The organism is Synechococcus sp. SynAce01, assembly GCF_001885215.1.
GTDB lineage: Bacteria > Cyanobacteriota > Cyanobacteriia > PCC-6307 > Cyanobiaceae > Regnicoccus > Regnicoccus frigidus.
Genome location: NZ_CP018091.1, coordinates 1,436,258 through 1,462,604, shown reverse-complemented (window position 1 = coordinate 1,462,604; position 26,347 = coordinate 1,436,258). Strand labels below are relative to the sequence as shown.

Sequence of the window (26,347 nt, the reverse complement as noted above, 5' to 3'; positions counted from 1 at the left end):
TTACTCGGCAAGAGTTTCGCCCTCACTCCCAGGTTCCTCGATCAGGCTGACCACCTCTCCGTTGAAGAACTCCGCCAGCCGGCGGGCCTGCTCTTCAAGCGGTTGCGCGATCCGCTGGGGTTCCGGGGCCGTCGGAGCTGGGGCCGTGGGAGCCAGAGCAGCAGCGGGACTAGGGGCTTGGGGCGCAGGCGATGCTGCAACGGGCGCCACAGGTTGAACCGCTGGGGCCCTGGGGATCGCAGCTGGGACAGCCGGAGCACTTGGACTCGGGGCCACAGGTTGGACTGCAGGGCCCTGGTGGCTTTCCAGCAGCAGCTGGCGCGGGCTGCCCAGCGCACTCAGCAGTGCTTTCTCCAGCAGGGGTAACCGGCTCTGCACCATCGGGATCCAGTTTCCGCTGACCTGCACCACGGCCCGCTGGCTGTCGAGCCGCGCCAGCGACGCCTGCTGGGACAACAACATGCGCGTCGAAGGCAGCTCCAGGCAGGAAAGGATCTGCTGCCACAACTCAGCCAGGTTCTGGCTGGTCGCATCTGGCACCCCAACGGGAAGCGGCGGCGGATCAGGGCTGGGTTCAGGGGCGAGGGGCGGAGGAGCGGCGTATCGGGGGACGGGCAGAGGGGCGGCCTGAACGCGAGGGGCGGTTGAGGGAGCTGGGTGTACCGGCTTGGCGATGGCAACGGCTGCTGGTTCGGCCAGCAACCCCAACAGCAACACCTCCAGCCAGAGCCGCGGCTGGATGCTCTGGCGCAATTGTTGTTCGCTGCCCCTCAGTTGGCTCTGCCAGCGCAGCAACCGATCACTGCTGAGCCGCTGGGCCAGCTCAAGCAGCTGGGGCCGGTACTGGGGGGAAAGGCTGCTCAGTTCGGGCCGATCCGGGGCGGCTACGGCCAACACCAGATCGCGCAACAGGGAGGCCAGCCCCTGGAGCACCGCGGAAGGTTCGCGGCCGCGGTCAAGCAGCAGGCGGCAGGCCTCGATCAGCTCCAGGGGCTCAAAGGCAGCCAGAGCCATGCCCAGGTTGAGCAGTTCCTGCTCCGGCACGGCCCCGAGCAGCTCCCAGATCGCCCCGACTTCGATCGGAGCCGGCAACAGGCTGAGCTGGTCGAGCAGGCTCTCCGCATCCCTCAGCCCTCCCTGGGCCCGTTGCGCCACCACCTGCAGGGCCTCCGGGGTGATGCCGATCTGCTCCTGCTCGGCGATGTAGCGCAGGTGGCCCTCCAGGGCCGCCAGCGGGATGCGGCGAAAATCGAAGCGCTGGCAACGGGAGAGGATCGTCGGCAGGACGCGCTGCGGATCCGTGGTGGCCAGCACGAACACCACCCGGGGCGGCGGCTCCTCCAGTGTTTTGAGCAGGGCGTTGAAGGCCGCGGTCGAGAGCATGTGGCACTCGTCGATCACGTAGACCTTCCAGCGGGCCTGGACCGGTGCGAAACGGGAACGCTCGATCAGCTCGCGGATGTTGTCGACGCCGGTGTTGGAGGCCGCGTCGATCTCGATCACATCGAGGGCGTTGCCTGCGGTGATCGAGTGGCAGATCTCACAGACCCCGCAGGGTTCCGGGGTGGGGGCGGCGCTGGCGCCACAATTCAGCGAACGGGCCAGGATCCGGGCACTGGAGGTCTTGCCGGTGCCCCGCGGGCCACTGAACAGGTAGGCGGGGGCGATCCGGTTCTGCAGCAGGGCGTTACGCAGCGTGGCCGCAATCGCCTCCTGGCCAACCAGCTGGTCGAACCGCTGCGGCCGGTACTTCTGGTGCAGCGGTTCATAGGCGCGGGCCTCGCTCATGGGGCGGTGGGTCCCGGGCCGGATGTCCCCTCTCCGATCAGCTTCTGCAGCCTTCCTTCCAGCTCCTCCACCGTGGCGAGCTGGTCGGCCAGGTTCTGGGCCTGCAGCTGCAGCCTGCCGAACTGGTCGGCGCTTTTCTTGCTCGACCACCACAGCTCCGCCTGCTCCAGTTCCTGCTCAAGCCGCTGCTGCAGGCGCTGGCGCAGGCCATCGAGCTGCTCCAGGCTCTTCAGGGCCAGGTCGCGGCCGTTATCGAGCGAGAGGCCCTGGCGCAGGAGCAGACGAACGGCCACCAGCAGGGCCGCTGGGACGAACTGGCCGATGGCGAGGGCGCCGAAGCTGCCGTTGCGCAGCCAGTCCTCCACCTGGGTGCTGCGGTGGTGGCCGGTCTTGCACCAGATCGCGAAGTGTTCGCAGTTGTTGAACACCAGGTTGTAGCGCTGCTCGCCGAGCCGGCCCATGGCCCGCCTGAGGGTCACGCCCGAAGGGGAGATGGCGGCCGGGTCGTAGGACACCACGGTGGCGTCTTCGCCGCGGCGGAACTGCTCGAGCGGACTGCGCAGGATCTGGCTGCCTTCGAGGTAGTGGACGACAGTGCCGTCGCCCAGGTCGATGCCGTGATGGTCGAACAGACCATGCTGGCGAGGCACCTGCAGATGGTCAGCGGCGGCCATGGCGGCGTCCTTCCGGCCTCAGGCCGACTCCTGTTGCTTGATCACACTGGGATGGGGCAGCACCTTGACCTTGCCGCGCTGCTCGACCAGCTCCCTGGTAACCGTGAAGGTGCTGACATCGGTGCTGGTCGGGAGGTCATACATCAGGTCGAGCATCAGATCTTCGATGATGCCGCGCAGGGCTCGGGCACCGGTACGGCGCCGGTGGGCCTCATGGGCAATCGCCTCGACGGCCTCGGGCTCGAACTCCAGCTGGACACTGTCCATGCTCAGCAAGGTCTGGAACTGCTTGACGAGTGCATCGCGCGGCTCGGTGAGGATCGCCTTGAGGGCGCGCACATCGAGGGGTTCAAGCACCGCGCTGACCGGCAAGCGGCCGATGAACTCTGGAATCAGGCCGTAGCGAACCAGGTCTTCGGGCTCCATGTGGCGCAGCACATGGGCCGCCTGCTGTTCCTTCTGGTTGCGGTGGCGGGCGCGGCCGTCGTTGGGCAGGAAGCCGATCGAATTGCGGCCCAGCCGCCGCTGCACCACATCGTCGAGACCCACGAAAGCACCACCACAGATGAACAGGATCTGGCTGGTGTCGATCTGGATGCAGTCTTGGTAGGGATGCTTGCGGCCCCCCTGGGGCGGCACGTTGGCGACGGTGCCCTCCAGCATCTTCAGCAGGGCCTGCTGTACCCCCTCACCCGAGACATCCCGGGTGATCGAGGGGTTTTCACTCTTGCGGGCGATCTTGTCGATCTCGTCGATGTAGATGATGCCGCGCTGGGCCTGGTCCACATCCATATCCGCCTTCTGCAACAGCCGCAGCAGGATGTTCTCCACGTCTTCACCGACGTAGCCCGCTTCGGTGAGCGTGGTGGCATCCGCCACCGCAAACGGCACATCAAGCAGTTCGGCCAGGGTCTGGGCCAGCAGGGTCTTGCCGCAGCCGGTGGGGCCGATCAGCAAGATGTTGGATTTGTGCAGCCGGGTGGCGGTGCGATCGATCTCGCCATTGCCATCGCCCTGCCAGGCCAGGCGCTTGTAGTGGTTGTAGACAGCCACGGAGAGCACTTTCTTGGCCTCCTCCTGGCCCACCACCTGGGCATCGAGAAACGATTTGATCTGCAGGGGCTTGGGAATCGTGGCCAGGGTGGGAGCTGGCTTGGCGGTTTTTTTCGGCGCGGCTTTGCGGGCCGTATCCGCAGCGGGCCGGGTACCGCCCTGAACCTCAACAAGTTCCTCATCAAGGATCTCGTTACAGAGATCGATGCATTCATCGCAGATGTAGACCCCGGGCCCGGCGATCAACTTGCGCACCTGCTCCTGGGACTTGCCGCAGAACGAACACTTCAGATAGGCGTCGAACTTGGCCATCAGGCGGAGGCTTCAGAGCGAAGGGGAAAGCTGCGGCGAAAGCGCGGGGGAATGTCGATCGCGTCGATGCAACGGTAGAGCTCAGGCCAGGCTGGCTCCCACCTGTTCGGCATCGGCTGGAGTCTCGTCATCCACGACACGATCGATCAGGCCGTAGGCGACGGCTTCAGGTGGAGAAAGAAAGTAATCGCGATCGGTGTCTTCGGCAATCTTGGCCAGTGGCTGGCCGGTGTGTTCAGCCATCAGGCTGTTCAAGGTGTCCTTGAGGTAGAGGATTTCCCTGGCCTGGATTTCGAGATCGACGGCCTGGCCCTGGGCACCACCCATCGGCTGGTGGATCATGATCCGCGCGCTGGGAAGGGCCAGGCGCTTGCCCTTGGCTCCACCGGTCAGCAGGAAGGCCCCCATGCTGGCGGCCAGGCCATAGCAGATCGTGACCACATCAGGGGCCACTTGCTGCATGGTGTCGTAGATGGCCAGACCCGAGGTGACCGAACCTCCCGGTGAGTTGATGTAGATCTGAATGTCCTTGTCTGGGTCTTCGGCTTCGAGAAAGAGGAGCTGCGCCACCAGGGAATCGGCAACGGCGTCGTCGATGCCAGTACCCAGGAAGATGATTCGCTCCCGCAACAGCCGGGAATAAATATCAAAAGCCCGCTCTCCCCGGCCCGACTGCTCCACCACGGTGGGCAACACACCGGGAGCGCCCTGGGGAGCAAGCGGGCGGGCAGCCCCTGAAACCGCCGCAGGGAAGGGTCCCTGCCACTGGCTACGGATCGGATGGGGGCGAGAGGCGTTGATCACGCGGCAGGCACGAATGGAACGGGTGGAGGCTGCAATCTATGGCCGACTCAGCCCTCGCCGCTGGCGGGTTGACCGTCATCGGGCCCATCGGCGGCCTGGTCAGCGGCCTGGTCAGGTGCTTTCTCCGTAACCGTGCTGTGTTCCTCCAGCCAGTCGAGCAGCTTGTTGCGGAGCAGATCTTCAGCCAGGGCTGCGCGCAGCCGGGCCGGATCGATGCTTTCCTGCTGCTTGAGGCCACTGCTGACCTCCTTGAGCTTGGCGTCGATCGCCCCGGCCTCGACCTCGATCTGCTCTGCCGTCGCCAGAGCCTCAAGCGCCAGGTTGCGCTTCAGGCGCAGCTCGGCCTCCGGGCGCGAGCTTTCCATCAGGCTGCGGACCAGCTCCGGGGTGAACAGGCTCTTGATGTCCATGCCCTGCTGGGCCACCTGACTGGCGGTCTGCTCGATCAAGGCACGGATCTCCTGCTGGATCAGGGTTTCCGGCAGCTCCACCTCCAGCTCTTCCACCAGGGCGGCGAGCAGGGCCTCGTGGCGGTTGTTGCGCGAACGGCGCTCGGAATCATCGCGAAGGCGCTGTTCCAGATCGGCCCGCATCTCAGCGAGGGTCGCCTTTTCGCTGGCCTGCTGGGCGAAGGCATCATCGAGCTCGGGCAGCTCGCGAGCCTTGAGATCCTTCAGGGTCATGGCAAAACAGGCTTCCCGGCCGCGCGCGTCTTCCTGGGGGTAGTCGTCGGGGAAGCGGCAGCTGACCTCACGGTTCTCGCCCAGGGCCATCCCGAGGATCCCTTCGACAAAACCCGGGATCATCCGGCCCTCTTCGAGTTCCACTTCGAGGTCGTCGGCGCTGCCACCTTCGATCGCTTCGCCGCTGTCGACATAGGTGCCGCTGAAGCTGACCACGGCCTGGTCACCACGGCCGGCGGGGCGATCTTCCACAGGAACCAGCGCGGCCAACTGCTTCCGCGACTGTTCAATCAATTCCTCGATCCGGGCCGGGTCGTAGGCCACAGCTTCGGCCTCCGCCACCAGGCCCTTGGTGGTGCGCAGGCTGGGGGAGGGCTGGATGTCGAGTTCGAGGGTGAGGGTCAGTTCCTCTCCGGGGCTGAAGCGGGCCAGCAGGGCCTCGAATCCCTCGCTCAATTCAGGCTGGCTGAGCGGAGCGATGGCTGCCTGCTCGAGGGCATCGCGCCAGACGCTATCGACCAGGTCCTCGAGGGCCGTGGCGCGGATGCGCAGGGGGCCGATCTGCTGCAGCAACACCGGACGGGGCACCTTGCCCTGGCGAAAGCCCGGCAGACGCACGCTGCGGCTGAGCTTGGTCACCGCTGCTTCGTAGCTGGCCTTGGAGCGGCCGCCCGGGATCTCCACCTCCAGCGCCAAGCGGCTGCCGGGACGGGGGCTGGTCTTGACCTTCAGGGCGGAGCTCATGGCTGAACCGGCCGGACCGGCAATGCAGGACAGCCTTTGATCCTAGAAACCCATGCAACAGGCTCTGCAAACCGGGCTCTGCCATCGGCGTGCCGGGCAACCGCTCAGCGGCTTGACAACCCAGAATCTTGACAACAGAGAAGCAGTTCTGGGTACTATGGTTAAAGAACGACGACGTGACTGAAACCGGCAAGGTTTTTCACGGATCTGGGACAGATCTGGGCAGGCTTGATTGAATAAGCCTGAATTCATAGAGGCCTGTCAGTGCCCTGTGATTCATCGGATGCTCGCTCAGTTGATCAGCTTTTTCTTTTCATTTCTCAGCACCTAACGCAACCTTCAATTTACAGCCTTTTCTCCGCTCAGCCACCGACCAGCGCTTCGGCCATTCTCGATTTTCAACTCAGGCTTCCCAGCCCCATTCCCCCTTCATCAGGCGGAAGCATCGGGCCACAAACCTGGTTGAGTCCATGGTCTTGACGCACCAGAGCGACGCGAACAGCAACCCTCAGCCTGGCCCTAGCCCACTGATTTCTCCCTCCTCCGTACCGATTCCCCGCTGCCCTTGACCACCGCCGCACCTCCCTCCCAACTCCCCGACCGTCCCCTGACCGTGGCGATCCTCGGTGCCACCGGCGCCGTTGGTCAGGAGTTGCTGGAGCTGCTGGCCGAGCGCCACTTTCCAATCCGCGAACTGCGTTTGCTGGCCTCGCCCCGCTCGGCTGGCCAAACCATCTGCTGGAACGGGGAGACCCTGACGGTGCAGGCGGTCAGCGCCGCATCGTTCATCGGTGTCGATCTGGTACTGGCTTCGGCTGGCGGTTCGATCTCCAGGGAATGGGCTGCTGTGGCCATGGCCGCTGGGGCGATCGTGATCGACAACTCCAGCGCCTTTCGCCTCGATCCAGACGTTCCGCTGGTGGTGCCGGAAGTGAATCCGCTGGCTGCCATCCGCCATCGGGGCCTGATCGCCAACCCGAATTGCACCACGATCCTGCTCTGCCTGGCCCTGGCTCCGCTGCAGGCCCACCGGGCGATCGAGCGGGTGGTGGTGAGCACGTATCAATCCGCGAGTGGGGCCGGCGCCCGCGCCATGGAGGAGCTGCGCCAGCTCAGCCGCACCGTGCTTGATGGCGGCGAAGCGGTGAGCACCGTGCTGCCCCACTCCCTGGCGTTCAACCTCTTCTTGCACAACTCACCGCTTCAGCCCAGCGGCTACTGCGAGGAGGAGCTGAAAATGCTCCATGAAACCCGCAAAATCCTCGGCTTGCCGGGCTTGCGGCTGTCCGCCACCTGCGTTCGGGTTCCGGTGTTGCGGGCCCACTCCGAATCGGTGAACATCGCCTTCACCGAGCCCTTCCCTTTGGAGGAGGCGCGCGCGGCCCTGGCGGCGGCGGCCGGCGTCGAGCTGATCGAAGATTTTGAAACCAACCGCTTCCCGATGCCCACCGATGTCACCGGGCGGGACCCGGTGGCGGTCGGCAGGATCCGTCAGGACCTCAGCGACCCCAACGCCCTTGAGCTCTGGCTCTGCGGCGATCAGATCCGCAAGGGCGCTGCCCTCAACGCGATCCAGATCGCCGAGCTGTTGCTCCATCCAGCCGCCCAGGCCGCTCACCCAGCCCACTCAGCCGTAGCCGGAGGTGTGCTTTGAGTGCCATAGCCGCCAGCACCGCTCCATTCGGGCGCGTGATCACCGCCATGGTGACCCCCTTCGCCAGCGATGGTTCCGTGGATCTGCCCCAGGCGGCCAGGCTGGCCGAACACCTGGTGAGCCATGGCTCCGATGGTCTGGTGGTCGCCGGCACCACGGGTGAATCGCCCACCCTCAGCTGGCAGGAGCAGCATCAACTGCTTGCCACCGTCAAGCGCGCCGTCGCTGATCGGGCCCATGTGATCGCCGGCACTGGCAGCAACTGCACCAGCGAAGCGGTGGAGGCGATCCGCCAGGCCCAGGCCCACGGGGCGGATGGGGCGCTGGTGGTGGTTCCTTATTACAACAAGCCTCCCCAGGACGGCCTCGAAGCCCATTTCCGGGCGATCGCCACCGCGGCGCCAGCCTTGCCGGTGATGCTCTACAACATCCCCGGTCGGACCGGCTGCAGCCTGGCGCCGGAAACCGCCGCCCGCCTCATGGACCTGCCCAACGTGGTCAGCTTCAAGGCGGCCAGCGGCAGCACCGATGAGGTGAGCCGCCTGCGCCAGCATTGCGGCTCCCGTCTGGCGGTCTACAGCGGTGATGACGCCCTCACCCTGCCGATGCTGGCCGTCGGAGCCGTTGGTGTGGTCAGCGTGGCCAGCCATCTGGTCGGGCGCCAGATCCAGCAGATGATCCAGACCTTCCTGGGCGGTGACCATCCCGGCGCCCTGGCCATTCACGATCAGCTGCTGCCCCTCTGCCGGGCCCTGTTCTCCTGCACCAATCCGATTCCCGTCAAGGCCGCCCTGGAGCTTGAGGGCTGGGCCGTCGGCGCCCCCCGGCTTCCCCTTGTTTCCGCTGACAGCGACGTGCGCGACCGCCTGACCACCGCCCTGGCTGCCCTGCGTCCTACCTGACGCGATGGCTTCTCTCCGGTGCAGCCTGGCCCGGTGATTTCAGCTTCAGCACCCCCAAGTTTTCCCTCTCCCGGGACCACCCCGGATTCCCAACCCATGCCCACAAGCACCAACGGCAACAAGCCCACCCTGCGGGTGATTCCCCTCGGCGGCCTCCATGAAATCGGCAAGAACACCTGCGTGTTCGAGTACGGCGATGAGCTGATGCTCGTCGATGCCGGCTTGGCCTTCCCCAGTGATGGCATGCACGGCGTCAATGTGGTGCTGCCCGACACCAGCTATCTGCGCGAAAACCAGAAGCGCATCCGCGGCATGATCGTGACCCACGGCCACGAAGATCACATCGGCGGCATCCCGCATCACCTCAAGAACTTCAGCATTCCGGTGATCTATGGCCCACGCCTGGCCATGTCGATGCTGCAAGGGAAGATGGAGGAAGCGGCGGTCACCGATCGCACCATCATCCAGACGGTGAGCCCCCGCGACATCGTCAAGGTGGGCCAGCACTTTCAAGTGGAGTTCATCCGCAACACCCACTCCATCGCCGACAGCTTCAGCCTGGCGATCACCACTCCAGTGGGTGTGATTGTCTTCACCGGCGACTTCAAGTTCGATCACACGCCCGTGGATGGCGAATACTTCGACATCCAGCGGATGGCCCATTACGGCGAACAAGGCGTGCTCTGCCTGTTCAGTGATTCCACCAACGCCGAGCTTCCCGGCTCGACGCTCCCGGAGCGGGCCGTGTTCCCGAACCTGGATCGCAACTTCGCCAAGGCCGAAGGTCGGGTGATCGTCACCACCTTCGCCAGCTCGGTGCACCGGGTTTCGATGATTCTCGAACTGGCCATGAAGCATGGCCGCAAGGTGGGCCTGCTCGGCCGCTCCATGCTCAACGTGATCGCCAAGGCCCGGGAACTCGGTTACATCCGCTGCCCTGATGAACTGTTCGTGCCGATCAAGCAGATCCGTGATCTACCCGACCGTGAAACCCTGCTGCTGATGACTGGCAGCCAGGGCGAGGAGCTGGCTGCCCTGAGCCGCATCTCCCGTTGCGAGCACCCCCAGGTGCAGGTCAAAGCCAGCGACACGATCATCTTCTCGGCCAGCCCGATTCCGGGCAACACCATCTCCGTGGTCAACACCATTGACCGGCTGATGATGCTGGGCGCCAAGGTTGTTTACGGCAAGGGCGAGGGCATCCACGTGTCCGGGCACGGCTCCCAGGAAGACCACAAGCTGATGATTGCCCTCACCCGGCCCAAGTACTTCGTTCCGGTTCACGGTGAGCACCGCATGCTGGTGGCTCACTCCAAGACCGCCCAATCGATGGGTGTGCCGGCCGATCACATGTTGATCATCGACAACGGCGACGTGGTCGAACTGACCCCCGATTCCATCCGTAAGGGTGATCCGGTCAAGGCCGGCATCGAACTGCTCGATGCGTCCCGCAACGGCATTGTTGATGCCCGCGTGCTGAAAGAACGCCAGCAACTCGCCGAAGACGGCGTGATCACCCTGCTGACCGTGATCAGCACCGACGGGGCCATGGGTGCACCGCCACGGGTCAACCTGCGGGGCGTGGTCACAACCGCCGATGCCCGCAAACTCTCGATCTGGGCAGAGAGGGAAATCACATGGGTGCTCGAGAACCGCTGGAACCAGCTCTGCCGCCACACCGGTGGCACCGCCCCCGATGTGGATTGGGTGGGGGTGCAACGCGAAATCGAGGTGGGCCTGCAGCGCCGCCTGCGCCGCGAGCTGCAGGTGGAACCTCTGATCATCTGCCTGGTTCAACCGGCACCGGCCGGGACGCCCGCCTACAAGGGCCGTGCCGATGCCGAGCCCGACAGCCGTCCGGCTGGTCGGGGTGGTCGCCAGGGCGGTCGGGAAACCAGCCGGGAGATCATCCGCAACGTCGGCTCCCGCAGCGAAGCCGCTCCGGCTGGCGCGCGCCAAGCCGTGGCCACCCTGCCGGCCCCGGCAGCAGTAACAGCTACCGCAGCTCCGGCTGCAGCCGTGACCCCCGTGGTCAAAGCAGCCCCAGCGGTCTCTGTGCCAGCTGAGCCGGAGATGCCCGCCAACCGGGTGCGTCGCCGCCGCTCCACCGCCGCCGGCTGAAGCCTCAGCCCAACACCACGCGCAACAGGCCCTGGGCCAGTTCGCTCTCCTCTGCCGTCGCCACCGGCCTGAGTTCATCGACGCTGACCGCTTCGATCCTCAGGTCGGCTTTCGGGCTCGGGTCAAGCGCCTCTGGCTGATCCAGCCATGGCATAGCCGGAGCGACGCCCTGGTCAGCCGCGAGCAGATCGGGTTTCTCACTCATGTCACGTGCGGCTAGGGCCTCCTGACACAACGCCAGACCCTGCTCGGCCAGCTCCTTGTAAGTGGCACTGTCTCCGCTTTCCAGAACGGTCTGGTAAAGCGGAATGGCCAGCTCAGGCTCCTGCAGTCCATGCAGGTGGATATGGCCAAGGATTAGTTGAAGGCGCTGGGTCCTGGGGTCTCCTTCCTCTGGTGCTTGCTGCTTGAGCAACGCATCAGCCTGGCGAAAGGCCTTCTGGAAACGGCTCTCGCTGTAGGCGAGTTCCACCTCCTTGTAGGACTGATCGAACGCGTCGGAATCGAAACGGTCTGACGTCATCGGACTGTTGGCTCCAGAAGCAGAAGGTGTTGGGCCTGCCACGCCAGCCGCCAGCCCCCGCCCAGGTTGAGGCTGCCAGGCTCGCAAGAGCTGCGCAAGCTGCGGCAGAGCTCCAGCAGCGTTCGCGACGCCGGACTCCTACCAGTTTCCTGCTCCAGCCAATGGCGCAGCAGCAACTCCTGGCAGGCCGGGCTACGCCGTTGCAGGGGTTGGCGGCACAACCGTCTCGGCTCGGCTGGATCCAGCAGCGGCACCAGGGCCAGGCCCAGTAGTTCCTCGCCCGGGTACTGCTCAAGGCGTTCGGCCAGGGCACTGATCCTGCGGCTGGCGCCGCGATGGAGGGCCTCCAGCACGGGCATCACGTCGTGGCGGATGCGGTTGCGGCTGAAGCGGGGGCTGGCGTTGCTCGAATCGATCCAGACCGGCAACTCCCAGGCGGCACAAAAGTCTGCCGTCTCCTCGCGGCTCAGGCTCAGCAGCGGGCGGACCAGCCAGCGGCTCTCCCCTAAACGGCGACGGCGGCGCAAGCTGCTGAGCCCACGCCGATCGGCGCCCCGGGCCAGATTCAGCAGCACGGTTTCGGCCCGGTCGCTGGCGGTGTGACCGGTGACCACATGGCCACAATCCAGCTCGGCTGCCCAATGTTCAAGCTGGGCGTAGCGCCAGTCCCTGGCGGCGGCTTCGCTGCTCGGTGGCGGCTGCGCCTGATCCTGCTGGACCTGCAAGCCCAACGACCCAGCCCAGTCAGCCAGGGCCTCCGCTTGGGCGGCGGCTTCCGGCCGCCAGCCATGGTTCCCGTGCCAGAGCCGTAACTCCCAGTGGTGCAGACGGCGCAGATCAAGCAGCAGCCGGATCAGCGCCATCGAATCCTGGCCGCCGGAGACAGCCACCAGCAACCGCTCTCCCCTGGGCAGGAGGAATGGGTCTGCCAATAACTGCCGATGCAGCCGCCGGTGCAGGGGCCCCCAGCCCGGCCCTGGATGCCGGGGACTGGTCTGGGCTGGTGTGCTTTCAGGTGGGAGAATGGCTGCCACTTGCTGACCCTGCCGATGTCGCGTCTCTCCAGCCTGCCCGCCGAACTCCATGCGGCGCTGGTGTCACGGCGTCTGTTGAAGGTGATCACGGGGCTCACCAATCGCGATCCGCTGGCGGTGGAGCGCATCAGCCGGGCCGCCGGCGGTGGGGGCGCCGATCTGATCGATGTGGCCTGCGACCCCGCTTTGGTTCAGCTGGCAGCCAAGGTTTCCGGGCTGCCGATCTGCGCATCAGCGGTGGATCCTGACCTGTTTCCGGCGGCTGTGGCCGCCGGAGCGACGATCGTGGAGATCGGCAACTTCGATGCTTTTTACCCCCTGGGCCGCCGCTTCGGCGCCGACGAGGTGCTCTCCTTGACCCGCCGGACCCGTCGGCTGCTTCCAAGCGTGGTGCTTTCGGTCACCGTTCCCCACATCCTTCCCCTGGATCAACAGGAGCAGCTGGCGATCGATCTGGCGGCGGCTGGTGCCGACCTGATCCAGACCGAGGGGGGAACCGCAGCCCGTCCGTTCAGCGCCGGCACCCTGGGGCTGATCGAGAAGGCGGCTCCGACCCTGGCCGCAGCCCATGCGATCAGCCGGGCCCTGCAATCACTGGAGGCGCCGCTGCCGGTGCTCTGCGCCTCGGGCCTCTCAGCGGTGACCCTGCCGCTGGCGATCGCCGCAGGGGCCAGCGGTGTGGGCGTCGGCTCAGCGGTGAGCCGCCTCGATGATGAGCCGGCCATGATAGCCGCGGTGCGCAGCCTGCGCGAAGCCCTGGGCGCACCGCTGGCGGTTGGGATCGCTTCTTGATCCAGTAACAGTCCATGGCAGTGGACCGCCTGGTTCTGGCGCCATGGCCCTTCGCTGCCTACGGTTACAGCGTTGCTTTCCCTGATCCATGGGTGCTTTCATCTGGCTGCTGCAATGGCCGATCCGGGCCGTGGTGCTGTTGATCGTCGCGGCCCTGCCCCTCGGCGTGGTCATGGCGAACTTCGGCACGGCGTTGCTCTCGGCGGTCGTGATCGGCCTGCTGGGCACGTTGCTGATCTTTCCGCTGCGGCTCCTGCTCGGGCCGATCTGGGCTGTCACGTCGCTCGGTGGCCTGATCAGCCCGGTGTCGCTGTTGTTCAACTGGCTAATCACCATCGTGTTGTTCGCCCTGGCGGCCTGGCTGATCAAGGGCTTCCAGCTCAAGAACGGGCTGGTCAGCGCCATTCTCGGTGCCCTGGTGTACAGCGTTCTGAGCGCTCTGATCCTGCGACTGCTCGGTTTGGATGTGGGCCTGACCCGGGCCATGACCCTGGTGAGCGGCGGTGTGGCCTGAACCCTCCGTAGACTGATTGCCCCATTCTCCAGGCTCCGCCTGATTTCCCACGGGCATGGCCCGATTCGATCTTCAGGCGCCCTACGTACCGAAAGGCGACCAACCCTCCGCCATCGCCGCTCTCACCAAGGGAGTGGATGGTGGGGAGCGCTTCCAGACCTTGTTGGGTGCCACCGGCACCGGCAAGACCTTTTCGATCGCCAATGTGATCGAGCGCACGGGGCGGCCAGCTCTGGTTCTCGCCCATAACAAAACACTGGCGGCCCAGCTCTGTAACGAGCTGCGGGAATTCTTCCCGAACAACGCCGTCGAATATTTCATCTCCTACTACGACTATTACCAGCCCGAGGCCTATGTGCCGGTCTCGGACACCTACATCGCCAAGACGGCCTCGATCAACGAAGAGATCGACATGCTGCGTCACTCGGCCACCCGCTCCCTGTTCGAGCGGCGGGACGTGATTGTGGTGGCCTCGATCAGCTGCATCTACGGGCTCGGCATCCCCTCGGAATACCTCAAGGCCGCCGTCAAGTTTCAGGTGGGCGAGAGCCTCGATCTGCGCGGCTCCCTGCGGGAGTTGGTGAATAACCAGTATTCGCGCAATGATATCGACGTGAGCCGAGGTCGCTTCCGTATCAAGGGCGATGTGCTCGAGATCGGCCCCGCCTATGAAGACCGATTGGTGCGAATCGAACTGTTCGGTGATGAGGTGGAGGCGATCCGTTATGTGGATCCCACCACCGGTGAGATTCTCCAGAGCCTGGAGACGGTGAACATCTATCCGGCCAAACACTTCGTTACACCCAAAGACCGACTGGAAGGCGCCATCGCCGCTATCCGGGAAGAACTGAAGCAACGACTCGACGTCCTCAACAGCCAGGGCCAGCTGCTTGAAGCCCAGCGGCTGGAGCAGCGCACCGCCTACGACCTGGAGATGCTCAAGGAGGTGGGCTACTGCAACGGGGTTGAGAACTATGCCCGCCACCTGGCCGGCCGCCAAGCGGGAACTCCGCCGGAATGCCTGATCGACTACTTCCCCGATGACTGGCTGCTGGTGGTGGACGAAAGCCACGTCACCTGTTCCCAGTTGCACGCCATGTACAACGGCGACCAGGCCCGCAAGAAGGTGCTGATCGACCACGGCTTCCGGCTGCCCAGCGCCGCCGACAACCGGCCGCTCAAGGCCGAGGAATTCTGGGAAAAAGCCCACCAGACGATCTTCGTCTCGGCCACCCCAGGCACCTGGGAGCTGGAGCAGAGTGTTGGCCAGGTGGCCCAGCAGGTGATCCGTCCGACGGGCGTGCTCGATCCGGTTGTGGAGGTGCGCCCCAGTGCGGGCCAGGTCGACGACCTGCTCGGGGAGATCCGGGTTCGGGCCGAGCGCCAGGAACGCTGCTTGATCACCACCCTCACCAAGCGGATGGCCGAGGATCTCACCGATTACCTGGCCGAGAATGGGGTGCGAGTCCGCTATTTGCACTCGGAGATCCACTCGATCGAGCGGATTGAAATCATTCAGGATCTCCGCAATGGCCTCTTTGATGCCCTTATTGGTGTCAACCTGCTACGCGAAGGCCTCGACCTGCCGGAGGTTTCTCTGGTGGCCATTCTCGATGCGGACAAGGAAGGATTCCTGCGGGCCGAGCGCTCCTTGATTCAGACGATCGGCCGGGCCGCCCGCCATGTGGATGGCAGAGCCCTGCTCTACGCCGACAACCTCACGGACTCGATGGCCAAAGCCATCTCCGAAACGGAACGGCGCCGGGTCATCCAGCAAACATATAACGAAACGCACGGAATCACCCCCTCTCCGGCCGGCAAGCGGGCCGGCAACTCGATCCTCTCCTCTCTTGAGTTCAGCCGCCGGCTCAACGATGACATCCCGGAGGTGGTTGACGATTGGGCCTTGTACAGGGATGTGCCCCTCGACGCCTTACCGGAAGTGATCCTCGAGCTCGAAGACAAGATGAAAGTGGCGGCCAAGAATCTTGAATTTGAAGAGGCCGGCAACCTGCGTGACCGCATCAAGAAACTGCGCCAGAAGCTGGTGGGCCGTCACTGAAGTGATCACTCAGAAGAGCAGTGCAAGCAATGCCTAACGGCCCGCAGCTTTAAGTACGATCTTGATTGTTTTGAACAGGATCAACAGATCCAGCCAGATGTTGCTGTTGCGCAGATAGAAGAGGTCATAGCTGAGTTTCAGGGCGGCATCTTCCACTGAGGATGTGTAAGGCATGTTCACCTGAGCCCAGCCGCTCAGCCCAGGCAGGGCCCAGTGCCGCAGCCGGTAATGGGGGATGCGACGCTCCAGTTCCTCCTCCAGTTCCGGGCGCTCCGGCCGCGGCCCGATCAGGCTCATCTCGCCGCGCAACACGTTGAGAAGTTGGGGCAGTTCATCGAGGCGGGTGCGTCGCAGCCAGCTGCCCACCGCTGTGATGCGCTGATCGTTGGGCTGCGACCAGACGGCCTGGGCAACTTCCGCATCCGAGATCATCGTGCGCAGTTTGATCACCATGAAGGGCTGTCCGAGGAAGCCGCTGCGGCACTGGCGATAAAGGATCGGGCCCCCATCCCCGAGCTTGATCAGCAGGGCCGCCACAACCAACAACGGTGCGCTGAACAGCAGCAACAGCAGGCTGATCAACACATCGGCGTAGCGCTTGAGCTGGTGCTCAAAGCCGAAGCGGCTGGCTTCGATCCGAGCAGCGAACAGCAGCCACTGGGAACCCACCCACTGGGGAGGGATGCGTTGCAGCTCCCGCTCAGCCAGCTGGGCCAGTGTGGTGACCGACCATCCGCGCCCCACCAATGCCTCCACATCGGCCTGGAGATTCGCCTGGGCGAGCACCCCCGGGCTGAAGGCCACTCCGGCCGGAACCCGGCCCTGGCCTGCCAGGGCCTCTGGCATCGACAGGGAGGCCGGCAGGCTTTCGATCAATGGCAGTGGCTGGGGGCCGAGGCGCCGCCATTCGCAGCCAACCGGGGCCTTCTCCTCCGCCAGGGCCAGCACAAGCCAGGACCCATCGCCGTTGGTCTGCGACAGCCGCCGAATCCACAGCCTCACCCCGGCGCTCCAGAGGCCGGCTAAGGCGAACAAGGGGATCAGGCTGCCCCGATGCAACAGGGTGATCGCAGGCGGGGCCTGGAGCAACCAGCCCAGCACTGCCGCCGCCAGCACCGTGCCGAGGCAGGCTATCCCCACCCTGATCACAAGCTGACTCCAGCGCAGCCGGGCCTGCTTGAGCAGGGTGTAAGAGCCGAGCAACCAGCCCAGGGTCCAATAGATCGCCACGATCAGCAGCAGCAGGCCAAGTTGTTGTTCGATCTGGCCGCTGCGGGCCCGATCGATCCAAACGGCCAACAGGCTGACCCCGAGGGCGTCGAGACTCGCGGCCAGGGCGAGCAAGCGGCGGTGGCGCAGCCAGTGCATCTAACAGGCCGCCTCAACGCAGGCCGCATCCAAACCGAAGCAGGCGTGCACGGCCTGCAGGGCGCGAACCCCATCGGCCTCGCCCACCACACAGCTGGTGCGGATCTCGCTGGTGGCGATCATCTCGATGTTCACCCCCGCTTCAGCCAGGGCGCGGAACATGCGCGCGGCGGTGCCAGGAGTGCAGGGCATGCCGGCACCGACCGCACTCACCCTGGCAATGGCGATCCCCTCCTCAAAGCTGGCGGCAGGCCACTGCATCAGCAGCGGCTGCAGCGCCAGGCTGGCTCTGCCGAGGTCGTCGCGGCGCAGGGTGAAGCTCATGTCGCGGCGCAGGGCCGGGCCGGTCTCACAACTGTGGGTGCGCTCCGACTGCACGATCGTGTCAAGGCTGATGCCGGCATCGGCCAGGGCGCGGCAGACGGCGGCGGCACTGCCGGGGCGATCGGGCACCTGGCGCACGACCACCTGGGCCTGGTGGCGGTCGAGGGCGACACCGCGCACGGCGGGATCACCGAGGTTGCAGGGGACCGGGTTCTGGCGGAGCTGCTGATCCTGCAGCTCAAACACCTCGGCGGTGGCCCGCAGGGCCTTGAAGGCCTGGCTGCCCTCCAGCACACAACTCACCTTCACTTCGCTGGTGGCGATCAGGCGCAGGTTGATCCCGTAGCGGGCCAGGGTGTCGAACAGGCGGGCGGCGACACCAGGCCGTCCCATGATTCCTGCCCCGGAGATGCTCAGCTTGGCCAGCCCAGCCTGGCTGGTCAGGGCCGTCTGATCGGCCCCCAGCTCTGCCAGCAAGCTGCGGCAAACGGCTGTGGCCGCCTCCAGCTGGTCTTCACTGACGGTGAAGGCGATGTCATTGGTGGCGCCTGAGTGGGTGGCCTGGACGATCAAATCGACGTTCAGACCGGCGTTTGAGAGGGCTTCGAACAGCAGGGCCGCCACGCCGGGGCGATCGGGCACGTAGGTGAGGGCGACCACGGCCTGGTGATCCTCGAGTTCAGCCCCATCCACCGGCTTGCCCAGTTCCAGACCCCCACTGCCGATCGGTCGCGGCGAGCCGCTGGTCAGGCGGGTGCCGGCGGCCTCACTCCAGCTGGAGCGCACCACCAGCGGCACGCCGTAGTTGCGAGCGATCTCCACGGCGCGGGGATGGAGAACGGCCGCCCCGAGGCTGGCCAACTCCAGCATCTCGTTGCAGCTGACCGTCTCCATCAGCTGGGCCCCGGCCACCTGGCGGGGATCGGTGCTGAGCACCCCGGCCACATCGGTGTAGATCTCGCAGGCCTCCGCCCCCATCGCCGCCGCCAGGGCCACGGCCGAGGTGTCCGATCCCCCCCGGCCCAGGGTGGTGATCTCCGGGGTGCCTGCACTGCCGCAGCTGGTGCCCTGGAAGCCGGCTACCACCACGACGCAGCCATCGTCGAGCAGTTTCCTGAGCCGATCGGTGCGGACTTCAAGGATGCGGGCGCGGCCGTGGGCCGACTCGGTGACAATCCCGACCTGGGTGCCGGTCATCGAGACCGCCGGCACCCCCAGGGCGTGGAGGGCCATCGCCAGTAGGGCAATCGAGACCTGCTCGCCGGTGGCCAGCAGCATGTCGAGCTCCCGCTGGGGTGGATCGGCATGGATGGCGTGCGCCAGGCCGGTGAGCTCATCGGTGGTGTGGCCCATCGCCGAGACGACAATCAGCAGGTCGTAACCCTGCTCGCGGCTGGCGGCAATGCGCCCGGCCACGGCCTGGATTCGCTCGATGCTGCCGAGGGAGGTCCCCCCGAACTTCTGAACCAGCAGGGCCATCCCGGTCTGCGCGCAACGCTGTCGTGAGGAGCTGATTATCGGGGGGCTGCCGCCAACAGCCCATCGCGGAAGGCGTCGCCAGGTTTGGCTCCCAGCTTCAGCGACGCCTCAATCTCCAGCAACTGGCCCAGCAGGGCCAGAAAAAGCTGGGCGGGCCGGCCGCGGATCTGTTTGCGCATCACGTAGATCCGCTTCGGGTTGCCGATGCCGGCGGCCCGGGCGATCACAGCCACGTCCTGCTCCCCCTGGGCCTCCAGCAGGCTCACCCAGAGCCAGCCGCGGATCTGGCTGGTGAGCGCCGCAACGATCCGCAGGGGGGGCTCCCCGGCCGTCACCAGGTGATCGAGCAGGGCGATCGCTTCGCCGAGATCGCCGCGCAGCAGGGCATCGCCCAGTTGCAGGCTGGTTGTGGCCTGGCTGCCCACCAGAGCCGCCACGGCGGCGCCATCAATCGGCCGCTGGCAGCAATAGAGCGCCAGCTTCTCCAGCTCGCTGGCGAGGCGGGCACTGTCACTGCCGATCGCCTCAGCCAGGGCCTCCAACGCCTCGGGGGTGAGGGCATGGCCGAGGCCCTGGGCCGTGCGCCGCACCAGGTCCAGCTGGCCACTGCCATCCCAGACCGCCGGCAGGGCAAAACTCTGCTCCTCGGCCACGGCCCGCAGGCTCTTGGTGGTGCGCAGCCGGGCATCCGGTTTGCCCGGGCTGACCAGCACCAGATGGGTGTGCTCGGGGATCAGCCCCAGGCTTTCCTCCAGGGGGCCAGCCAGATCGGCAGGGCAGGCGCTGCAGAAGGGACTGCGCTGCAGCACCACCACCCGGTGACCGCCACCGAGGGGCGGCGTGCGCGCCTCACTGAGGGCCTGCGCCGCCTGGGCCCCATCGTTGCCATCGAGCCTGGTCAGGTTGATGCTCTGCCAGCTGGATTCCACCACCGCCGTGATCAGGGCGTCGACGGCCCGCTGCCGGCCGGCCTCGTCGTCTCCCCAGTAGAGATGGATCGGCATCAGGGCAGGCCGTGGATCACCCGATCTTCACCGAAAGCGTGCGGCACATCCGCCAATGCCTGGGGCCGACCGGCCTCGATGGGGTGCACCAGGACGTGCTGGAGCGGCTGGTGCACAGCAGCGGCGACCTGACCCTTGGCCCAGCGCTGCGCTTCAGCCCCGGTGCGTGTGAGGCGGGCATGGACGCCCTGGCGGCCGGGGCCGTGATCCTCACCGACACCGCCATGGCAGCGGCGGCCGTGAGGCCGATGGCCGGGCGCACCTTCGCCAACCCCGTGCACTCCATCCTCGACTGGGCCCCCGCCCTGGCGCCGGAGGGGGGCACCCGCAGCGCCGAGGGCATGGCGGCGGCGCTGGCTGCACATCCACGGGCGGTGGTGCTGATCGGCAGCGCCCCCACCGCCCTGGAGCGCTTGCTGCAGCTGATCGCCGGGCCTGCCGCCAGGGGGGAGGCAGTTCCGCCCCTGGTGATCGGCATGCCGGTGGGGTTCGTGGGGGTGGAGCGCAGCAAGCGTCACCTGGCCGAGAGCGGCCTGAGCCAGATCCGGCTGGAGGGCAGCAGGGGCGGCGCCGGCCTCGCTGCTGCGGCCGTCAATGCCCTGCTGCGGCGAGCCTGGCTGGATCTGGATCGTTCGGCTTAAGGGGCTCAACCTCGGCCATTGAGGGTTCAGCCGCGCTCTGCAGGCCCACGGCCACATGGCTGTTGGCCTCGATCCGGCCGAGCACCTGGCGGGCACGGCGCACCACCGGCGCCGGCACCCCGGCCAGGCGGGCGGCTTCGATGCCATAACTGCGGCTGGCCCCGCCGGGGCGCACCTGGTGCAGGAACACCAGCCTGTCGCCGGTTTCCTCCACAATCACCTGGAAATTGGCCACGTTGGGGAGCAGGGAGGCCAGCTCATTGAGTTCGTGGTAGTGGGTGGCGAACACCGCCCGGGCCCGCAAGCCCTCAGCCAGGTGTTCGGCCACCGCCCAGGCGATCGAGAGGCCATCGAAGGTGGCGGTGCCGCGGCCGATCTCATCGAGCAGCACCAGGGAGCGGTCGGAGGCGTGGTGCAGGATGTTGGCCGTTTCAGCCATTTCCACCATGAAGGTGGACTGGCCGGCGGCCAGATCATCGACGGCACCCACCCGGGTGAAGATCCGGTCGCAGAGACCCAGCCGGGCGGAGCGGGCCGGAATCCAGCTGCCGATCTGGGCCATCAGCTGCAGCAGGCCCGTCTGGCGCAGATAGCAGCTCTTGCCACTGGCGTTCGGCCCCGTGAGCACCATCAGGTCGGGCTGGCCGGGCGTACCGAGATGGATGTCGTTGGCGGCGAAGGGCTCGGCCACCAGCAGCTGCTCCACCACCGGGTGGCGACCGGCCTCAATGAACAGGCCGCGGTCATCACTGAGCTCGGGGCAGCAGTAGCCGCCGAGGGCCGCCACCTCGGCCAGTGAGGCGAGCGCATCGAGGGCCGCGACCCGGCGGGCACAGGCCCGGATCGGGGCGGCCTGCTCGCCCACCAGCGCCCGCAACTGGGTGAACAGCTCGTATTCACGGCCGGCGGCGCGGGCGCGCAGCTGCAGGATCTTCGCTTCGCGGGCCTTGAGCTCGGGCGTGATGAAGCGCTCCTCGTTGGCCAGCGTCTGGCGCCGGATCCAGTGGCCGGGAACGGTGGCGGCCTTGGCCCGGCTCACCGAAAGGAACGTGCCGAAGGTGCGGTGGAACTGCAGGCGCAGGGAGGGGATGCCGCTGGCCAGGCGCTCCTGGGCCTCCTGCTCAGCCAGCCAGGCCTGGTGATCGTCGAGGCGGTTGCGCAGGCCATCGAGCGTCTGGTCGACGCCGTCATGGATCAGGCCACCCTCCGAGAGGCTTAGCGGCGCCGGATCCTGGAGGCTATGGCGCAGGCTGGCGGCCAGTTCAGCCAGCTCGGGGGCCGCTTGGTGGAGCGCCCGCAGCGGGGGGCTGTCCGCCGCTTCCAGCAGCGAGCCCAGCTGGGGCAGCCGCTCCAGGCCATCGGCCAGGGCCACCAGATCCCGGGCTGAGGCGCTGCCCGCCCCGGCACGGCCTGCCAGCCGCTCCAGATCCCCCATCGGCCGCAGCAGGCGGCGCAGGGCCTGACGCAGGGGACGCTGGGCCACCAGGGCAGAGACGGCCTCCTGGCGGGCACGGATCGGCTCCAAAGCCCGCAGCGGCTGCTCGATCCAGCGGCGCAGGGCCCGCCCGCCCATGGCGGTCATGGTGCGATCCAACGACCAGAGCAGGGAGCCCTGCAGCTGGCCGTCCCGCTGGGTGCGGGTGAGCTCCAGGTTGCGGCGGGTCTGGGCATCGAGCACCAGCTGATCGCCAGCAAACGTGAGCGTGGGGGGATCAAGCGGCACCACCACGGCGCGGCGGCCATCAGCCCGATCCGCTCTTTCGCCCGGCTCGCCACCCTGGCCTGGCTGGGTGTCATCGAGGTAGCGAAGCAAACCGCCGGCCGCCCGCAGCGCCAGTGGCGCTTCGCCCAGGCCCAGGCCATCGAGACTGGCCAGCTCAAAGCGCTCCAGCAGGGTGCGGCGGGCCTCCGGCGCTGAAAACGGCGTGAGCGGCAGGCGGGTGAGGTGGAGAGCGTCAGGGCACCAGCTGGGAGAGGCCGCTTCTACGGCCGGCCAGAGCAGCTCAGCGGCCTCCAGCTGCAGCAGCTCCTGGTAGAGGCTGTCGCTGCCCACCCGCTCGCTGACCCTGAATTCGCCGGTGCTGACATCGGCGATCGCCAGGCCCCAGTGGCCCTGCTCGACCACCGCCGCCGCCAGCCAGTTGTTGCGACGGGCGGCCAGCATGCCCTCCTCCAGCACGGTGCCGGGGGTGATCACCCGGGTGATGTCCCGCTTGAGCAGGCTGCCCTTGGCGGCCACCGCTTCGAGTTGGTCGCAGAGGGCGATGCTCAGGCCATGGCGCACCAGCTCGGTGCAATAGCGCTCGGCGGCGTGGTGAGGGATGCCGGCCATCGGCACGCGGCCGATCCCCTTGCCCGCCTCCTTGCCGGTGAGGGTCAGCTCCAGCAGGCGCGAGAGCAGCAGGGCGTCCTCGAAAAAGAACTCAAAGAAATCCCCCAGGCGGTAGAGCAGCACCCGATCGGGGTGGGCCGCCTTGAGCGATACGTAGTGGCGCAGCATCGGCGGCAGGGCCGCCGGATCCAACAGGCTGTGGTGGTGCCAACGGGGCAGTTCGGATCCATCGGCGGCGCTGGTTTCCGTTGGGCTCGCCTCGGGCCTGACCTGGCGCTGACGGGGCCTGGCGGCAGCCTGGGAGATCAGGGCTGTGTCGTCGAGCCCGGTTTCATCTGGATCAGCTTCTCCTGGATCGGCCCCGGCAGGAGCTTGGGGTGATCGATCCGTGGAGGCATCGGCAGGGCCGAACAGACATCCCTGCAGCGTCGGGGCGGCCATCAGCGAAAGCTGTTCCTGGGCTTCCCCCGCCACGCTTCCCCTGCAGCACGTCCCCGATCGTAGGAGGCTCAGCCCGCGACCTTGGGCAGCCAGCGCACCCCGGCAAGCCCCTGAAAATCCGAGTCTTGGGTGATCAAGAGGGCGCCAAAGGCCTGTGCGGTGGCAAGCATCAGGCTGTCGGCCATGGGCAACTTGAGCTCCAGGCTCAGTTGGGCCCCATGGAGGGCGATTTCGGGGCTCAAGCCCACCACCTCAGCGCCCTGCATCAAAGCGATGGCCTGCAGGGCTGGGCCTTCGCCATGCTCACGCAGGATCCACTTGAACACCTCAAACAGGCTGATGGTGGGCACCACCAAGCGCTCCGGCTGCTCGATGGCTTCGGCGAAGGGGTCAGCGTTGGGGCCATCCGTGAAGAACTCGATCCAGCCTGAGGAATCCACCACGAGCCTTTCACTCACAGCCGATCGGGCTCCCGCTCAAAGCTGTTCGCCCCCTTGAGGAAGCCGCGCAGGGCCGAGGCAGCCTGCAGGGGCAGGAGCTCAATGCGATCGGGCAGACAGATCAGCTGAAGCACCTGGCCTGGTTTCAGGTCGTAGAGCTGACGCACCGCCTTGGGCAACACCACCTGGAACTTGGAAGAGACTGTCGTCGTCGCCATTCCACAACAAAGTTATCGATGAGGCAATCGTAAGACGAGGGTCACCTCCCGACAAGTTGTGAAGGATCCAAGGGCGCCTTCCAGGCAGCCAGAGACGCCGTGGGACAATCCATTTCTGCCCGCCCAGGCCCCGCAGATTCCATGCAGATTCTCAACACCCTCACCGTTCTGGCCCTGGTGGTGATGTCGTTCGCCCTGGTGGTGGCCGTGCCCGTGCTCTACGCCAGCACCGACGACAGCGGCCGCTCCAACCGCCTGATCCTGCTCGGAGGAGCAACCTGGCTGGTCCTCGTTCTGCTCAACTGGGGCATGAGCTACTTCGTGGTCTGAGTTCCATTGGCGGTTTTTGAAGGACGGTTCACCGAGGTCAGTGACCTTCAGATTGCCGTGGTTGTTGGTCGTTTCAACGACCTGGTCACAGGCAAGCTTTTGAGCGCCTGCCTGGATGCCCTCTCGCGGCACGGGATCGATGTGACTCCCAGCAGCAGCCAGCTCGACCTGGCCTGGGTACCCGGCAGCTTTGAGATTCCCCTGGTCGCCCAGCGCCTCGCTGCCACTGGCCGCTATCAGGTGCTGATCACCCTGGGGGCCGTGATCCGAGGCGACACCCCCCACTTCGACTACGTCTGCGCCGAGGTGAGCAAGGGAGTGGCGAGCGTGGCCCGCGACACGGGCGTGCCGGTGATCTTCGGCGTTCTGACCACCGACACCATGCAGCAGGCACTGGAGCGGGCCGGCATCAAGAGCAACATGGGCTGGAGCTACGCGCTGCAGGCGCTGGAGATGGGGAGTTTGATGGGGGTGTTGCCGGGCTAACAGGCGCCAGTGCCTCACTTGGCTTTTAGTAAGACTTCAAGTACCGATTCAGGGGTCGGGAAGCCGATGGCGCCAATCGTCCTGATCCCGCAGCGCTGAGCAACCAAGGACTTGAGGCTGTGAGCTGAGCGGCTCAGGTATTGGGCAGGAGTGATGGCATTAGTCCGCCGCGGTGGTGGGCAATCCAGGCCTGCTCCAGAAACTGCCAGACATCACGGCCTTGCTGGCGCAGAGTGGTGGTCACCGTGAGCAATCGGCTGCGGCAGATGGCGCCGCTGGTCGACTGGACACCGTGACTGATTTTGCGCTGAATCACCGACTGGCGTAGGGCCCTTTCGGCGGCGTTGTTGGTGGGTTCCACGCCAGGGTGCTCCAGGAAGGTCCAGAGGGCATCGCTGCGTTGCAGCAGTTGCTGGCAGGTGCGAACGGTCTGGGCCCATGGCGTTCGCTCGCCGCGTTGGTATCCCAGCTCCACCACCTGCTGCAGCGTGGCCTCAAATGCCTGTCGGATTGGCCGGCAGTTCTTTTGGAGTTGCGGCCAGTCGATCGCGGCGTCCTTCCAGCGGTGCCACTGCCCAAACAGCTGCTGCTGCAGGCTTAGCAGCTCCGCTCCGATCTCACCGCTGGCGCCTGTGCGTTCGGCGATAGCGGTGAGATCACGGATTAGGTGCGCCCAGCACAGCTGGCGTTGCCCCAGTGGCAGATGGTTGTAGGCAGAGAACCGATCACTCACCACGATTCCGCCAAAAGAGTCCCCCAACAGCTCCGTGGCCGCTGCAGCCGAGCGGCTCAGGCCCTGCAGGAACACCGTTGCCACCGGGGTGACCATGACCCACTGCCAACCTCTGCGGCCATCGGGATTGCGGCCGTCGGCATTGCCTGTGGGGGCGCCGGTTTCATCGACGTAGGCCACCGGCTGCTGCCGAGCAGCTGCCAGCGCTTCTGCCACCGGTGGGGCCAGGGTTGGGCTCAGCCGCTGGCGGATCCCAGCAATCCCTGCGCGGCTGATCACCACCCCCAGCAGCTGATGGAGCAGCGCCTGGGTCTTGCTGAAACTCAACGGGAAAGCACTGCCAAACAGGCCCACCAGAGCACTCAGCCTTGGCCTATAACGGCTGCCCCCAACATGCGCCGGCAGGGTGGCACAGGTGCTGGTCGAGCAGTAGGGGCAGACCAGCCGGTGCAGCCGGTGCTCGATCACAAGCGGTGTGATCGGCGGGATCTCGATCACTTGATGGCGCAGCGGATCTGGACCCACACCGTCCAGCAGCTGCCCGCAACGGCGGCAGGCCTGGGGGTGGTACTCCAGCACTTCATCCACCCGCTCGATCGGCAGCAGCTCCGGCCCGGATCCGGGATGGCCCGGCTGGCCAGCCCGCTTGCGGCCACTGCCTTTACGGCGTTCAGACGGCTTAAAACCCTACCCGTCGCTGGAGGGTGGTTTGGAAGAGTTGCGAGACGTTCGCCCGATCCGGTCGCGCAGGCTGGCCAGTTCCGTCGCCAGGGCGGTGAGTTCAGCTCGGAGCTGTTCGTTCTCTTGGCGCAGCACTTGAATCTCCTGCTGTTGATGCAGGATCAGAAAACGGGCACTGGCCGGCCATGCCAACCAGTCCGCTTCTGAAAT

The 26,347-nt window shown here is 66.2% G+C and carries 23 protein-coding genes and 1 pseudogene; 9 read left to right on the top strand and 15 right to left on the bottom strand.

Annotated elements, in window-relative coordinates:
- The 5 genes from BM449_RS07625 to tig form a co-directional block, all read right to left on the bottom strand.
- Entirely contained in the window at positions 1-1,788 is a 1,788-nt protein-coding gene (locus BM449_RS07625) for a DNA polymerase III subunit gamma/tau (protein WP_071800734.1), read from the bottom strand.
- The gene (locus BM449_RS07620) at positions 1,785-2,462 is read right to left on the bottom strand and encodes a lecithin retinol acyltransferase family protein (RefSeq protein ID WP_071800733.1); all 678 of its coding nucleotides are present in this window, start codon (positions 2,460-2,462) and stop codon (positions 1,785-1,787) included. Before BM449_RS07620 ends, BM449_RS07625 begins: the two co-directional genes overlap by 4 nt.
- Before the next feature lie 18 nt (positions 2,463-2,480).
- Positions 2,481-3,827, bottom strand: coding sequence for an ATP-dependent protease ATP-binding subunit ClpX (gene clpX, locus BM449_RS07615; protein WP_071800732.1), 1,347 nt, complete (start codon positions 3,825-3,827; stop codon positions 2,481-2,483).
- A gap of 81 nt (positions 3,828-3,908) precedes the next feature.
- Positions 3,909-4,631 (bottom strand): ATP-dependent Clp endopeptidase proteolytic subunit ClpP, encoded by a 723-nt coding sequence (clpP, locus tag BM449_RS07610; protein WP_071800731.1) that lies wholly within the window; start codon positions 4,629-4,631, stop codon positions 3,909-3,911.
- A gap of 47 nt (positions 4,632-4,678) precedes the next feature.
- On the bottom strand, positions 4,679-6,058 hold the full coding sequence (tig, locus tag BM449_RS07605) for a trigger factor (protein WP_071800730.1): 1,380 nt from the start codon (positions 6,056-6,058) through the stop codon (positions 4,679-4,681).
- A gap of 565 nt (positions 6,059-6,623) precedes the next feature.
- Here tig and BM449_RS07600 point away from each other — a divergent pair.
- The 3 genes from BM449_RS07600 to BM449_RS07590 all read left to right on the top strand — a co-directional run bounded on the left by BM449_RS07600 (position 6,624) and on the right by BM449_RS07590 (position 10,735).
- The gene (locus tag BM449_RS07600; RefSeq protein WP_071800729.1) at positions 6,624-7,712 is read left to right on the top strand and encodes an aspartate-semialdehyde dehydrogenase; all 1,089 of its coding nucleotides are present in this window, start codon (positions 6,624-6,626) and stop codon (positions 7,710-7,712) included.
- Positions 7,709-8,614 (top strand): 4-hydroxy-tetrahydrodipicolinate synthase, encoded by a 906-nt coding sequence (dapA, locus tag BM449_RS07595; RefSeq protein WP_071800728.1) that lies wholly within the window; start codon positions 7,709-7,711, stop codon positions 8,612-8,614. Before BM449_RS07600 ends, dapA begins: the two co-directional genes overlap by 4 nt.
- A gap of 96 nt (positions 8,615-8,710) precedes the next feature.
- A complete protein-coding gene (locus BM449_RS07590; protein WP_071800727.1) occupies positions 8,711-10,735 on the top strand; it encodes a ribonuclease J in 2,025 nt (674 codons plus the stop codon).
- Between the two features lie 4 nt (positions 10,736-10,739).
- On the opposite strand, the gene BM449_RS07585 is transcribed toward BM449_RS07590, so the two are convergent.
- Together BM449_RS07585 and tilS are read right to left on the bottom strand one after the other, a co-directional pair.
- The gene (locus BM449_RS07585) at positions 10,740-11,258 is read right to left on the bottom strand and encodes a hypothetical protein (protein WP_071800726.1); all 519 of its coding nucleotides are present in this window, start codon (positions 11,256-11,258) and stop codon (positions 10,740-10,742) included.
- Positions 11,255-12,292 (bottom strand): tRNA lysidine(34) synthetase TilS, encoded by a 1,038-nt coding sequence (gene tilS / locus BM449_RS07580; protein WP_233830558.1) that lies wholly within the window; start codon positions 12,290-12,292, stop codon positions 11,255-11,257. Before tilS ends, BM449_RS07585 begins: the two co-directional genes overlap by 4 nt.
- A gap of 15 nt (positions 12,293-12,307) precedes the next feature.
- On the opposite strand from tilS, the gene BM449_RS07575 reads away from it, so the two are divergent.
- The 3 genes from BM449_RS07575 to uvrB all read left to right on the top strand — a co-directional run bounded on the left by BM449_RS07575 (position 12,308) and on the right by uvrB (position 15,660).
- A complete protein-coding gene (locus tag BM449_RS07575) occupies positions 12,308-13,084 on the top strand; it encodes a DUF561 domain-containing protein (RefSeq protein ID WP_071802078.1) in 777 nt (258 codons plus the stop codon).
- 88 nt (positions 13,085-13,172) lie between these two features.
- A complete protein-coding gene (locus BM449_RS07570) occupies positions 13,173-13,598 on the top strand; it encodes a phage holin family protein (RefSeq protein WP_071800725.1) in 426 nt (141 codons plus the stop codon).
- Positions 13,599-13,653: 55 nt separating this feature from the next.
- Positions 13,654-15,660: an excinuclease ABC subunit UvrB gene (gene uvrB, locus BM449_RS07565; protein WP_071800724.1), complete on the top strand. Its 2,007-nt coding sequence runs from the start codon at positions 13,654-13,656 to the stop codon at positions 15,658-15,660.
- Positions 15,661-15,693: 33 nt separating this feature from the next.
- Here the strand turns inward: uvrB and BM449_RS07560 are convergent, their stop codons facing one another.
- Genes BM449_RS07560 through holA form a run of 3 tightly spaced genes read right to left on the bottom strand, consistent with a single transcriptional unit; the run spans position 15,694 to position 19,835 of the window.
- Positions 15,694-17,028 (bottom strand): sugar transferase, encoded by a 1,335-nt coding sequence (locus BM449_RS07560; protein ID WP_071800723.1) that lies wholly within the window; start codon positions 17,026-17,028, stop codon positions 15,694-15,696.
- Complete coding sequence (locus tag BM449_RS07555; RefSeq protein ID WP_071800722.1) at positions 17,029-18,831, bottom strand: aspartate kinase; 1,803 nt, start codon at positions 18,829-18,831, stop codon at positions 17,029-17,031. It abuts the gene before it with no gap.
- Between the two features lie 35 nt (positions 18,832-18,866).
- Entirely contained in the window at positions 18,867-19,835 is a 969-nt protein-coding gene (holA, locus tag BM449_RS07550; protein WP_071800721.1) for a DNA polymerase III subunit delta, read from the bottom strand.
- An 11-nt stretch (positions 19,836-19,846) separates the two neighbouring features.
- On the opposite strand from holA, the gene BM449_RS07545 reads away from it, so the two are divergent.
- Entirely contained in the window at positions 19,847-20,476 is a 630-nt protein-coding gene (locus BM449_RS07545; RefSeq protein WP_071800720.1) for a precorrin-8X methylmutase, read from the top strand.
- Here the strand turns inward: BM449_RS07545 and mutS are convergent.
- The 3 genes from mutS to BM449_RS07530 all read right to left on the bottom strand — a co-directional run bounded on the left by mutS (position 20,427) and on the right by BM449_RS07530 (position 23,907).
- The gene (gene mutS / locus BM449_RS07540; protein WP_083544635.1) at positions 20,427-23,249 is read right to left on the bottom strand and encodes a DNA mismatch repair protein MutS; all 2,823 of its coding nucleotides are present in this window, start codon (positions 23,247-23,249) and stop codon (positions 20,427-20,429) included. The genes BM449_RS07545 and mutS overlap by 50 nt on opposite strands.
- 68 nt (positions 23,250-23,317) lie before the next feature.
- Entirely contained in the window at positions 23,318-23,707 is a 390-nt protein-coding gene (locus tag BM449_RS07535) for a type II toxin-antitoxin system VapC family toxin (protein WP_205526819.1), read from the bottom strand.
- Entirely contained in the window at positions 23,704-23,907 is a 204-nt protein-coding gene (locus tag BM449_RS07530) for an AbrB/MazE/SpoVT family DNA-binding domain-containing protein (RefSeq protein ID WP_071800719.1), read from the bottom strand. Before BM449_RS07530 ends, BM449_RS07535 begins: the two co-directional genes overlap by 4 nt.
- A 141-nt stretch (positions 23,908-24,048) precedes the next feature.
- Here BM449_RS07530 and psbZ point away from each other — a divergent pair, with 141 nt between their 5' ends.
- Positions 24,049-24,237, top strand: coding sequence for a photosystem II reaction center protein PsbZ (gene psbZ, locus BM449_RS07525; RefSeq protein ID WP_071800718.1), 189 nt, complete (start codon positions 24,049-24,051; stop codon positions 24,235-24,237).
- Between the two features lie 6 nt (positions 24,238-24,243).
- Positions 24,244-24,723: a 6,7-dimethyl-8-ribityllumazine synthase gene (ribH, locus tag BM449_RS07520; protein WP_071800717.1), complete on the top strand. Its 480-nt coding sequence runs from the start codon at positions 24,244-24,246 to the stop codon at positions 24,721-24,723.
- A gap of 133 nt (positions 24,724-24,856) precedes the next feature.
- Here ribH and BM449_RS07515 read toward each other — a convergent pair.
- Positions 24,857-26,080 (bottom strand): annotated as a pseudogene (locus BM449_RS07515) (IS66 family transposase); the annotation flags it as partial.
- Positions 26,081-26,143: 63 nt separating this feature from the next.
- The gene (locus BM449_RS14490; RefSeq protein WP_083544458.1) at positions 26,144-26,329 is read right to left on the bottom strand and encodes a DUF6444 domain-containing protein; all 186 of its coding nucleotides are present in this window, start codon (positions 26,327-26,329) and stop codon (positions 26,144-26,146) included.
- Between the last annotated feature and the right edge of the window lie 18 nt (positions 26,330-26,347).

Coding starts and splice junctions, on each gene's coding strand:
- BM449_RS07590 (WP_071800727.1), top strand. CDS start 8,711: ATGCCCACAAGCACCAACGGCAACAAGCCCACCCTGCGGGTGATTCCC.
- uvrB (WP_071800724.1), top strand. CDS start 13,654: ATGGCCCGATTCGATCTTCAGGCGCCCTACGTACCGAAAGGCGACCAA.
- BM449_RS07570 (WP_071800725.1), top strand. CDS start 13,173: ATGGGTGCTTTCATCTGGCTGCTGCAATGGCCGATCCGGGCCGTGGTG.
- tig (WP_071800730.1), bottom strand. CDS start 6,058: ATGAGCTCCGCCCTGAAGGTCAAGACCAGCCCCCGTCCCGGCAGCCGC.
- mutS (WP_083544635.1), bottom strand. CDS start 23,249: ATGGCCGCCCCGACGCTGCAGGGATGTCTGTTCGGCCCTGCCGATGCC.
- BM449_RS07575 (WP_071802078.1), top strand. CDS start 12,308: ATGTCGCGTCTCTCCAGCCTGCCCGCCGAACTCCATGCGGCGCTGGTG.
- clpX (WP_071800732.1), bottom strand. CDS start 3,827: ATGGCCAAGTTCGACGCCTATCTGAAGTGTTCGTTCTGCGGCAAGTCC.
- holA (WP_071800721.1), bottom strand. CDS start 19,835: ATGCCGATCCATCTCTACTGGGGAGACGACGAGGCCGGCCGGCAGCGG.
- BM449_RS07585 (WP_071800726.1), bottom strand. CDS start 11,258: ATGACGTCAGACCGTTTCGATTCCGACGCGTTCGATCAGTCCTACAAG.
- BM449_RS07620 (WP_071800733.1), bottom strand. CDS start 2,462: ATGGCCGCCGCTGACCATCTGCAGGTGCCTCGCCAGCATGGTCTGTTC.
- BM449_RS07530 (WP_071800719.1), bottom strand. CDS start 23,907: ATGGCGACGACGACAGTCTCTTCCAAGTTCCAGGTGGTGTTGCCCAAG.
- BM449_RS07560 (WP_071800723.1), bottom strand. CDS start 17,028: ATGCACTGGCTGCGCCACCGCCGCTTGCTCGCCCTGGCCGCGAGTCTC.
- BM449_RS07625 (WP_071800734.1), bottom strand. CDS start 1,788: ATGAGCGAGGCCCGCGCCTATGAACCGCTGCACCAGAAGTACCGGCCG.
- BM449_RS07555 (WP_071800722.1), bottom strand. CDS start 18,831: ATGGCCCTGCTGGTTCAGAAGTTCGGGGGGACCTCCCTCGGCAGCATC.
- psbZ (WP_071800718.1), top strand. CDS start 24,049: ATGCAGATTCTCAACACCCTCACCGTTCTGGCCCTGGTGGTGATGTCG.